This is a genomic window from Rhodosalinus sediminis, assembly GCF_003385555.1.
In the GTDB taxonomy this organism is placed as follows: domain Bacteria; phylum Pseudomonadota; class Alphaproteobacteria; order Rhodobacterales; family Rhodobacteraceae; genus Rhodosalinus; species Rhodosalinus sediminis.
Genome location: NZ_QOHR01000002.1, coordinates 254,528 through 264,343, shown reverse-complemented (window position 1 = coordinate 264,343; position 9,816 = coordinate 254,528). Strand labels below are relative to the sequence as shown.

At 71.8% G+C, this 9,816-nt stretch carries 12 protein-coding genes; 5 read left to right on the top strand and 7 right to left on the bottom strand.

The window, feature by feature from the left end; translation table 11 throughout:
* Positions 1-43 precede the first annotated feature (43 nt).
* The 3 genes from DRV84_RS03110 to DRV84_RS03100 are packed head-to-tail and all read right to left on the bottom strand — an operon-like array spanning position 44 to position 2,571.
* On the bottom strand, positions 44-1,048 hold the full coding sequence (locus DRV84_RS03110) for a threonine ammonia-lyase (RefSeq protein ID WP_115978395.1): 1,005 nt from the start codon (positions 1,046-1,048) through the stop codon (positions 44-46).
* Complete coding sequence (locus DRV84_RS03105; protein WP_115978394.1) at positions 1,045-1,872, bottom strand: alpha/beta fold hydrolase; 828 nt, start codon at positions 1,870-1,872, stop codon at positions 1,045-1,047. Before DRV84_RS03105 ends, DRV84_RS03110 begins: the two co-directional genes overlap by 4 nt.
* A complete protein-coding gene (locus tag DRV84_RS03100; RefSeq protein ID WP_115978393.1) occupies positions 1,873-2,571 on the bottom strand; it encodes a haloacid dehalogenase type II in 699 nt (232 codons plus the stop codon). It lies immediately after the preceding gene.
* A 167-nt stretch (positions 2,572-2,738) separates the two neighbouring features.
* On the opposite strand from DRV84_RS03100, the gene DRV84_RS03095 reads away from it, so the two are divergent.
* Positions 2,739-3,167 (top strand): FKBP-type peptidyl-prolyl cis-trans isomerase, encoded by a 429-nt coding sequence (locus DRV84_RS03095; RefSeq protein ID WP_115978392.1) that lies wholly within the window; start codon positions 2,739-2,741, stop codon positions 3,165-3,167.
* Between the two features lie 33 nt (positions 3,168-3,200).
* On the opposite strand, the gene DRV84_RS03090 is transcribed toward DRV84_RS03095, so the two are convergent.
* Positions 3,201-3,863, bottom strand: coding sequence for a helix-turn-helix transcriptional regulator (locus DRV84_RS03090; protein ID WP_115978391.1), 663 nt, complete (start codon positions 3,861-3,863; stop codon positions 3,201-3,203).
* A gap of 195 nt (positions 3,864-4,058) precedes the next feature.
* On the opposite strand from DRV84_RS03090, the gene DRV84_RS03085 reads away from it, so the two are divergent.
* The 4 genes from DRV84_RS03085 to DRV84_RS03070 are packed head-to-tail and all read left to right on the top strand — an operon-like array spanning position 4,059 to position 6,570.
* Entirely contained in the window at positions 4,059-4,286 is a 228-nt protein-coding gene (locus tag DRV84_RS03085) for a twin-arginine translocase TatA/TatE family subunit (RefSeq protein ID WP_115978390.1), read from the top strand.
* 3 nt (positions 4,287-4,289) lie between these two features.
* Complete coding sequence (tatB, locus tag DRV84_RS03080; protein ID WP_115978389.1) at positions 4,290-4,775, top strand: Sec-independent protein translocase protein TatB; 486 nt, start codon at positions 4,290-4,292, stop codon at positions 4,773-4,775.
* Positions 4,772-5,713, top strand: coding sequence for a twin-arginine translocase subunit TatC (tatC, locus tag DRV84_RS03075; protein ID WP_115978388.1), 942 nt, complete (start codon positions 4,772-4,774; stop codon positions 5,711-5,713). Before tatB ends, tatC begins: the two co-directional genes overlap by 4 nt.
* 56 nt (positions 5,714-5,769) lie before the next feature.
* Positions 5,770-6,570, top strand: a complete 801-nt coding sequence (locus DRV84_RS03070) for an ATP-binding protein (protein ID WP_115978482.1) — start codon at positions 5,770-5,772, stop codon at positions 6,568-6,570.
* A 92-nt stretch (positions 6,571-6,662) separates the two neighbouring features.
* Here DRV84_RS03070 and DRV84_RS03065 read toward each other — a convergent pair whose 3' ends face one another.
* From DRV84_RS03065 to DRV84_RS03055, 3 genes are read right to left on the bottom strand one after another with little or no spacing between them, the layout of a single operon-like run.
* Complete coding sequence (locus tag DRV84_RS03065) at positions 6,663-7,550, bottom strand: NAD-dependent epimerase/dehydratase family protein (protein ID WP_115978387.1); 888 nt, start codon at positions 7,548-7,550, stop codon at positions 6,663-6,665.
* On the bottom strand, positions 7,547-8,371 hold the full coding sequence (locus tag DRV84_RS03060) for a glycosyltransferase (RefSeq protein WP_115978386.1): 825 nt from the start codon (positions 8,369-8,371) through the stop codon (positions 7,547-7,549). The genes DRV84_RS03065 and DRV84_RS03060 overlap by 4 nt, the downstream gene beginning before the upstream one ends.
* Positions 8,368-9,588, bottom strand: a complete 1,221-nt coding sequence (locus DRV84_RS03055; protein WP_115978385.1) for an NAD-dependent epimerase/dehydratase family protein — start codon at positions 9,586-9,588, stop codon at positions 8,368-8,370. Before DRV84_RS03055 ends, DRV84_RS03060 begins: the two co-directional genes overlap by 4 nt.
* Between the last annotated feature and the right edge of the window lie 228 nt (positions 9,589-9,816).

The window sequence follows — 9,816 nt, the reverse complement described above, 5'->3', positions numbered from 1 at the left end:
GGGCCAGCGCGGTCGGGGCGATTTTTCGTCCGAAAAATCGCCCCTAGCCGGCCGCCTGCGTCAGCACCTCGGCGAAGAGCGCCGGGTCCGCGTTGCCGCCCGTGACGGTGGCGATCACCGCTTCGCCCGCGATCTCTTCGGGCCGGAAGAGCGCCGCGGCGAGCGCGACGGCGCCGCCCGGTTCCGCGGCGATCTTCAGCCGCGTGAAGGCGAGCGCCATGGCCTGGCGCACCTCGTCGTCGGTGACGACGAGCCCGGGCCCGGCGCGGCGCGCGAGGATCGGGAAGGTGAGCGCGCCGGGCTCGGGCGTCAGGATCGCGTCGCAGAAGCCGCCCGCCTCGGTCGCGTTGCGCTCGCGCCGGCCGGAGACGAGCGAGCGCGCCCAGTCGTCGTAGCCCGCGGGCTCGGCGGTGCGCACCCGGAGCCCCGGCGCGCGCGCCTCGAGCGCGAGCGCGATCCCCGCCGAGAGCCCGCCGCCGCCGGCGCAGACCACGACGTCGGCCTCCGCGACGCCGGCCTCGGCGGCCTGTTCGGCGATCTCGAGCCCGGCGGTGCCCTGACCGGCGATCACCAGCGGGTCGTCGTAGGGCTTGATCAGCGTGAGGCCCCGCTCGGCGGCGATGCGCCCGCCGATCTCCTCGCGACTTTCGAAGTTCGCGCGGTCGTAGAGCACCACCTCCGCGCCCAGCGCGCGGGTGGTCTCGATCTTGAACCGGGGCGCATCGGCGGGCATCACGATCACCGCCGACACGCCGTGGGCCCGCGCGGCATGGGCGACGCCCTGCGCGTGGTTGCCGCTCGAATAGGCGATGACGCCGCGCGCGCGCACCTCCGGCGCCAGCGCCGAGACCGCCGACCAAGCGCCGCGCGCCTTGAAGCTGCCGGTGTGCTGCAGACACTCGGCCTTCACCAGCACGCGCCGCCCGGCGATCTCGTCGAGGAAGGGCGAGGAGAGGAGCGGCGTGCGCCGGATGTGCCCGGCGAGCCGGGCGCGTGCCGCCTCGATCATCGCGGCGTCGGCGGCCTCGGGCGTGTCGGTCACGCTCATGCCGCCCGCTCCAGCCAGGCCCGGATCGCGGCGAGCGACTCGGGCTCGTCGAGGAAGGGGACGTGCCCGCGACCGGGCACCTCGGCGGCGATCAGGTCGGGGCGGCGCCGGCGCATCTCCGCGACGGTCTCGCGGCTCAGGAGATCGGAATTCGCCCCCCGGATCACGGCCGTGGGCAGCCCCTCGAGCGCGTCGAACCAGGGCCAGAGATCGGCGGCGCCCTTCGCGCCGGCCTCGGCCACCGCCTCGCGCAGGCGCGGGTCGTAGGCGTTGCGCAGGCCCTCGGGCAGGACGTGGTAGAGGTGGTCGATCTCCTCGCGCCAGCGGTGGTCCGGCACGCCCTCGAAGCCGGCCATCGCCTGCGCCCGCGCCGCGACCGCCTCGCGCACCGTCGTCCATGTCGGGTCGCGCCCGAGGTAGGCCATGATCGGCTCGAGCCCCGCGGGCTCCAGCACCGGGCCGATGTCGTTGAGCAGGACGGCCTCGAGCCGCGCGCGCGCCGTGGCGGCGAGGAAGAGGGCGATCAGCCCCCCGCGCGAAGTGCCGAGCACCGCCGCCGAGGCGAGGCCGAGGTGGTCGAGCAGTTCGGTCGCATCCGCCGCCTCGCGCGGGATGGTGTAGGTCATCGGGTCCTCGGCCCAGTCCGAGCGCCCGCGCCCGCGGTGGTCCATCCGGATCAGGCGCACCGCCCCCGCCAGGTGCGGCGCGAGGTAGTCGAAATCGGTCCCGTTGCGGGTGAGCCCGGCGAGGCAGAGCACGGGGCGGCCCGTTCCCTCGTCGCTGTAGAAGAGCGAGAGACCGTCGGAGGTGGTGAAACGGGGCATTCAGAGACCTGCCAGCCGGGGGACGTCGGAAAGATCGGGCGCGACATGCTGCGGGCGCGCGGGCAGGCGGTCCACCGGATCGCCCGCCCGGTTCACCCAGACGGTGCGGAAGCCGTAGGCCGCTGCCGAGGCCGCGTCCCAGCCGTTGGCCGAGACGAAGAGCACCTCGTCCGGCGCCGTGGCGAAATGCGCGCCGACGAGGTCGTAGACCGCGCGCGCCGGCTTGAAGATGCCGACCTCCTCGACCGATAGGACCGCGTCGAGCCGATCGGCGAGGCCCGCGCTCCCGACCGCCGCGGCGAGCATCTCGGGCGAGCCGTTCGACAGGATCGCCGTGCCCCGGCCGCCCGCGCGCAGCGCGTCGAGCACCGCCGGCACCTCCGGGTAGGCGTCGAGCTCGCGGTAGAGCGCGAGGAGGCGCGCGCGCAGCTCCGCATCGCCTGCGAGGCCCGTGGCCTCCAGCGCCCAGTCGAGGCCGTCCCCGGTGACGGTCCCGAAATCCGCGTGCGCCCCGGTGATCGCGCGCAGCCAGGTGTACTGCAACTGCTTGAGCCGCCAGAGTTCGGCGAGGCGCGGCCAGCGCTCCGCGAGCGCGGCGCGCCCCGGCTCGGCGGCGGCGCGGCGCGCGGCGGCGGCCACGTCGAAAAGGGTGCCGTAGGCGTCGAAGACGCAGAGGCGCGGGGGCGTGTCGGCGACCATGGCCGGCAAGGTGGCACGTCTCCGCGCAGGGGGACAAGAGCGGTCGGGCGGGGTTTACATCCGCCGGCACCTCCGTCACGCTACGCGAGACGACCGAGCATCCCGCGTGCGTCGCGCGCGGCCTCGAAAGCACGACACCCCCTTTCCATCAATTTGCAGGAGGCCTCATGACTCAGGCCAAGTCGGGCGACACCGTCCGTATCCACTATACCGGCACGCTGTCGGACGGCTCGACCTTCGACAGCTCGCGCGAGCGCGAGCCGCTTCAGTTCACCCTCGGCTCGGGCGAGATCATCCCCGGGCTCGACAAGGCGATCCCCGGCATGAGCGTCGGCGAGAGCAAGCGCGTCGACGTGCCCGCCGACGATGCCTACGGGCAGCACGATCCCTCCGCGAAGCAGGAAATCCCGCGCGAGGGCATCCCGGCCGACATCCCGCTCGACCCCGGCACGCGGCTGCAGATGCAGACGCCCGAGGGGCAGGTGCTGCCGGTGACCGTGGTCACCGCCACGGACGAGACGGTGACGCTCGACGCGAACCACCCGCTCGCCGGCAAGGACCTCACCTTCGAGGTCGAGCTCGTCGAGATCGAGTGATCCGGCCCGGGCCGGGCGCGGCGGTCGCCGCGCTCAGGCCCGCGCCTCGTGATCGGCGAGCCGCTTGCCCGGCTCGTCGACGAAGAGCTGCGGCAGGACCGCGAGCTCCTCGATCCGGTCGACCCGGATCTCGGCGAAGTCCGCGGCGGTCTCGTCCCAGACGACCGCGGTCCAGAGCCGCCCCCAGTACTCAAGCTTGAGCGGCCGCGCCACGCGCGCGCCCCCGCCCCCCGCGAGGCGCAGGCGCAGCTTCTGGCGCGCGCGGATCGCCGCGCGGATCGGCGGCAGGTGCTCGGCGCCGCGCGCCGCCGCGTCGAAGGGATAGGCGGCGAGGCCGAAGCCCTCCGCCCGGCGGCCCGGTTCCTCGGGCAGCGCCTCCTCGATCTTGGCGGCGAGCGAGGCGGCCGCGTCGCGCAGCGAGGCGTCCTCGGCGCCGCCCATCACGGCGAGCGCGACGTGCAGCACCTCGAGCTCGGCCTCGTCGAGCACCAGCGAGGGCAGGGTGACCCCGGCCTTCGCGCGGTAGCCCTGACCGCGGGTGCCCTCCACCGGCACGCCCGAGGCGGCGAGGGTCTCCATGTCGCGGTAGATCGTGCGCACCGAGACGCCGAAGCGCGCCGCGAGATCCTCCGCGCGGTGCGGCCCGCCGCTCCGCAGCGCCTCGATCAGGGCGTAGAGCCGGTCGCTGCGCGCCATTGCGTCGCCTCCCGCGCATGAGTTTGCCACTATTCCGTCAGGTGACGCAATAGTGGCAGGAGCGAGTGCAAAAACTTGCGCCTCCGCGCCCCCGGCGGCCGCATTCGCGCTTTCGCCGGGCGGGGCGAGCCCTTACATCTTCGGCGCAGGAGGGGTGGGCGCATGCGGCGCCCCACTGCCACGAGGAGAGTGACCATGCTCAACAACATCGGCCTTCCGGGCCTTCTTCTCATCGCGGTCGTCGTTCTGGTGCTCTTCGGACGCGGCAAGATCAGTTCGCTCATGGGCGAGGTCGGCAAGGGCATCACCGCCTTCAAGAAGGGCGTCAAGGACGGCACCGAGGAGCTGGAGAACCAGTCCTCCGAGGAGGCCCGCGACGTCACGCCCGAGACGACGACGGAGCAAGAGAAAGACAAGGTCTGATCCATGCTCGACCTGGGCTGGACGGAGCTTCTCGTCATCGGCATCGTCGCGCTGATCGTGGTGGGGCCGAAGGACCTTCCGGTGCTCTTCCGCAACGTCGGCCGCTTCATGGGCAAGGCGCGCGGGATGGCGCGCGAGTTCTCCCGCGCCATGAACGAGGCGGCCGAGGAGAGCGGCGTCAACGAGGCGACCCGCGGTTTCAAGGACGCCACGAAGGGCTTCAAGGACGCCACCAGCGCGAAGTCGATGGGCCTCGACGGCGTCGAGGATTCGCTGCGCGAGACCGCGCGCTGGGACCCCGACAGCGAGACCGCGAAGCTCGCGCGCCAGCGCGCGGCCGAGGCGCAGGCCCGCCGCGACGCGCTGCGGGATAACTCCGGCGAGAGCGACGCCCCGGCCGACGGCGCGGGCGCGCCCGACGCGGCCCCCGCGACCGGCCCCGACGACGCGCCGGACGACGGCCCCGCCCCTGAGGAACGCAAGGAATGAGCAACGCCGAAGAGGTCGACGGGATCGACGACAGTCAGGCGCCGCTGATCGAGCACCTCGCGGAGCTGCGCACGCGGCTCATCCGCTCGGTGCTGGCCTTCATCGTCGGCATGGTGATCTGCTTCACCGTCTGGAACCCGATCTTCGATTTCCTGACGCGGCCGCTCTGCAACGCGATGGCCGTGCGCGGCATGTCCGACTGCGGGCTGATCCTCATCAGGCTGCAGGAGGGCTTCTTCGTCGCGGTCTCGATCTCGCTTCTGGGCGGGCTCGTGCTCTCCTTCCCGGTGATCAGCTTCCAGATGTGGCGCTTCGTGGCGCCGGGGCTCTACCGCTCGGAGAAGGGCGCGTTCCTGCCCTTCATGCTGGCCTCGCCCTTCATGTTCATGCTCGGCGCGGCCTTCGCCTATTACGTGGTCACGCCGCTCGCCTTCGACTTCTTCCTCGGCTTCCAGCAGCCGGGCAGCGTGCTCGACCAGGGCGAGGCGGAGGGCGCGACCGCCGGCATCGCCTTCCAGGGCTCGGCGCAGGAATACCTCTCACTCACCATCAAATTCATCGTGGCCTTCGGCCTCTGCTTCCAGCTTCCGGTGCTGCTGACGCTGATGGGCAAGGCGGGCCTCGTCAGCGCCGAGGGGCTGCGGACGGTGCGCAAATACGCCGTCGTCGGCATCTTGGTGCTCGCCGCGCTGGTCACGCCGCCGGACGTCATCACGCAGGTGATCCTCTTCGTCGTGGTCTACGGCCTTTACGAGGTCTCCATCTGGCTGGTGAAGCGCGTCGAGACCAAGCGCGAGGCTGAACTCAAGGCGCAGGGCCTCTGGTTCGAGGACGACGCCGACCCCTACGGCGAGGCCGATCAGGGCGAAGACCCCCTGATGCAGGAGTTCGACCGCGACGCGGACGAGAGCGACGACGACGAGGGGCGCGACCGGTGAGGGACGCAGGCCCCGACACCGAGGCGCTGAGCCGGATCGCGGCGGCGCTGGAGCGCATGGCGCCCGCGCCGCGGCCCGCGCCCGACTTCGACGGGGCGGAGGCCTTCGTCTGGCACACCGGGCCCGACCGGCTGGAGCCGGTGGGCCGCGTGAACCGGGTAGACCTGTCCCTCCTCGTCGGGATCGAGCGGGTGCGCGACATCCTGCTCGCCAACACGCGCGCCTTCGCGCAGGGTCTGCCGGCCAACAACGCGCTCCTCTGGGGCGCGCGGGGCATGGGCAAGAGCTCGCTGGTGAAGGCCGTGCACGCCGCGGTGGTGGGCGAGGGGCATCCCCTGAAGATCGTGGAGCTTCAGCGCGAGGATCTGCCGAGCGTCGGGCGGCTCCTGTCGCTCCTGCGGGCGGCCTCGGCGCATCGCTTCCTGCTCTTCTGCGACGATCTCTCGTTTTCGCAGGACGACCAGCACTACAAGAGCCTGAAGGCGGTGCTCGACGGCGGCGTGGAGGGGCGGCCCGAGAACGTGGCGCTCTACGCCACCTCGAACCGGCGCCACCTGATGCCGCGCGACATGATCGAGAACGAGCGCTCCACAGCGATCAACCCGGCCGAGGCGGTGGAGGAGAAGGTCTCGCTTTCGGACCGTTTCGGGCTGTGGCTCGGCTTCCACCCCTGTTCGCAGGACGAGTATCTCGACATGATCCGCGGCTATTGCGCGGCCCATGGCGTCGACGTGCCGGAGGATCGGCTGCGCGCCGAGGCGATCGAATGGCAGGCCACGCGCGGCGCGCGCTCGGGCCGGGTCGCCTGGCAGTTCTTCGTGGACCTCGCCGGCCGCGAGGGCGTGCGGCTGGACTGAGCGCCCAAGGCGCTTGCAAGCGCCTTGCAAGCGGTTTGAAAACCGCTTGGCGCGAAGCCCACCCGTGCGGGCGCGCTTCGCACGGCGGCCCGTCAGGGCCGCCGTGCGCCCGCGAGACCGTCGAGCATCGCCGGCAGGCTGGCGTGCAGCCGCGCCATGCCGCCCGGCCGCCAGCCGAGCGCCGCGAGGCGGTCGCAGCGCATGACGCTTACGGTCGCGTCGCTCGCCGGGGGCAGGGGATGCGGGCAGCCCGTCGCCCGCGCCAGCTCCGCCAAGAGCTCGCGCCGGTCGAGCAGCAGATCCGAGACGTTGAAGACCCCGTCGCCGAGCTTCTCCGCCGGCGCCTCCAAAACCAGCCGCACCGCAGCGGCGAGGTCGGCGCCGTGCACCTCCGTGCCGCGGCGCGGCTCGACCGGCTCGCCCGCGAGAAAGCGCGCGAAGAGATCGGCCCATTTGTGCCGCTGCCCGGGCCCCGCCGGCCCGTAGACGCCGGTGGCGCGCAGCGTCACGCCGCCGGGGAGGCGCGCAAGCGCGGCCTCCGCCTCGGCCTTCATCTCGCCATAGAGCGTATCGGGCCGCGGGGGCAGCGCCTCGGTCAGCGTGGTGCCGGGCGGGTAATCCCCGTAGACCGCCCGCGAGGAGAGGAAGATCACCCGGCCCACCCCGGCCCGCGCCGCGGCCTCGAAGAGGCGGAGCGTGCCCTCGCGGTTGGCGGAGAGGAATCCCTCCGGGTCGTCGCCCTCGCCGCCGCGATACTTGCCGGGAACGTGGCTGAAGCCCGCGTGGATCAGCGCGTCCACCCCGTCGAGCGGCGGCGGCGGGCCGGTCAGGTCAAAGGCTGCGTGCTCCACCGCGCCCGGGAAAAACCCCGGGTCCGGGGGGCGGCGCGTCAGCACCGTCACCCTGTCGCCCGCCGCCAGCGCCGCCTCCACGAGAAAGCGGCCCACGAGCCCCGTGCCGCCGGTGACCGCGAGCCTCACGGGTTTTCGAGCGCCGAGAGGTCCGGCGCCTCGCCCCGCGCGTAGGCCTGCCAGAGGTCGATCAGCGGGCGCAGCCGGTCGGCCTTGGCGTGGTCCTCCCACGGCTTTTCGTACTGGAAGTGCAGCACCCGGATCGCTGACCAGTCCCAGAGCGCGGGCAGGTTGAACCAGACGTATTGCAGCATGTTGTCGAAGACCGGCAGCCCGTGCCAGTCGGGGAAATAATCCTGCATGAAGGTCTGATCCGTGCGACGCCAGAAGGCGCCGGGCGCGTCGAGGCGCGCGAGCATGGCCTCGAAGGTCGCCTGCGACGGCCGCGCGGTGAAGACGCCGGAGTTCATGCGGTGGAAATCGCCGAGGCCCTCGTAGACGTTCGGCGCCGCGCAGAACTCCGGGTAGTCGAAGAGCCGGTCGATCGGGCGCAGGACCAGCGTGTCGGCGTCGAGAAAGACGACGCGCGCGTAGTCGAGCTGCCAGAGCCGGAGCTTGGCGAAATTGTCGAGCGGCGTGTGGAAGGCGGGCTTCTCCCCCTTGGTGAATGGGGCCACGCCGTGCAGCCGGTCGCGCGCATGGGCCTGATTGAAGGCGTCCGAGGTGGGCAGGAGGTCGGTCGCCACGAGCCGCGCGCCGAGCCCGCGCAGGGGCGCGAGCGCCTCCTCGCCCACGCCCCCGGTGTGGAGCACCACGCGGTCGCTCTCCGTGCCCGTGAGCGCGAGCGAGTGCAGGAGCGCCGCCGCGCCCCGCGCGAAATCCGCGTTCGTCACCAGCGTGACGAAGGCGCGGTCGGAGCGGGCGGGCCGCTCCGGCGCGAGGCCGCTCATGAGATGGACTTGAGCGAGGTGCCCTCCGGGTCGCGCTCCACGCGCTGCGCGATGTCCTTCGTCCAGGCCGAGACGGCCGGCACGCGCGAGCGGTCGATGCGATGGGCGTATTTCTTCGCCACGTCCACGACCTCTTCCAAGAGCCCCTCGGCCAGCGTCGTCGGATCGAGCCCGAGCGCGAGGAACTGCTCGTTCTTCACGATGAGCTCGTTCTCGTCGGCCTCCTTGCGCGGGTTGGGCAGGTATTTCACCTCGGCGCCGGTGAGCTTCGCCACCAGCTCGGCGAGGTCGCGCACGCGGTGCGTCTCGGTCATCTGGTTGAAGATCTTGACCCGGTCGCCCGCGGCCGGGGCGTCGGCGAGCGCGAGCTCGATGCAGCGCACCGAATCCTGGATGTGGATGAAGGCCCGCGTCTGCCCGCCGGTGCCGTGCACCGTCAGCGGATAGTCGATCGCCGCCTGGATCAGGAAGCGGTTCAGCACCGTGCCGTAGTCGCCGTCGTAGTCGAAGCGGTTGACGAGCTGTTCGTGGCGCTTCGTCTGATCGGTGTTGGTGCCCCAGACGATGCCCTGATGCAGGTCGGTGATCCGGAGACCGTCGTTCTGCGCGTAGAACTGGAAGAGGATCTGATCGAGCGACTTGGTCATGTGATAGACCGAGCCGGGGCGCGTCGGATAGAGGATCTCGAGCCCCTTCTTTTCGCCCTCGAGGTTCTCGATCTCGACGTCGAGATAGCCCTCGGGGATCGCCGCGCCGACGCTCGAGTAGCCGTAGACGCCCATCGTGCCGAGGTGGACGAGATGCGCGTCGACGCCGCTTTCCACCATCGCGGCGAGCAGGTTGTGCGTCGCCGAGACGTTGTTGTCGACGGTGTAGACCTTGTGGCGGTCGGATTTCATCGAATAGGGCGCCGCGCGCTGCTCGGCGAAATGCACGATCGCGTCGGGGCGGTGCTCCGAGAGCCACTGGCGCAGGCGCTCGTATTCCTTCGCGAGGTCGAGGAGGTGGAAGCGGATCGTCTCGCCCGAGACTTCCTTCCAGATGCGGCACCGCTCCTGGATCGAGTCCATCGGCGTCAGCGACTGCACGCCGAGCTCGGTGTCGATCCACCGCCGGGAGAGGTTGTCGAGGATGTGCACCTCATGGCCGAGATGCGAGAGGTGCAGCGCCGTGGGCCAGCCCACGAAGCCGTCTCCGCCGAGAATCGCGATGCGCATGGGGCGCTCTCCCTCTGTCTGTCGTTCCCGCGCGCGCTAGCGCGCGCCGCGCGCGCCGGCAAGTGAACTTATCAAGACAGTAAGGGCTGCGCGTCTCTGTCGCAAACGCGCGGGGCGCGCGCGACCCGCTTGCGCCGGCGCCCGGGCCGGCCCATGGTGGCCGCGGGCTCAGGGGCGGCGCGGTTGAAATCCGGGGCTGCGCTCCCACCTTTGATCCCTGAGAGGAGA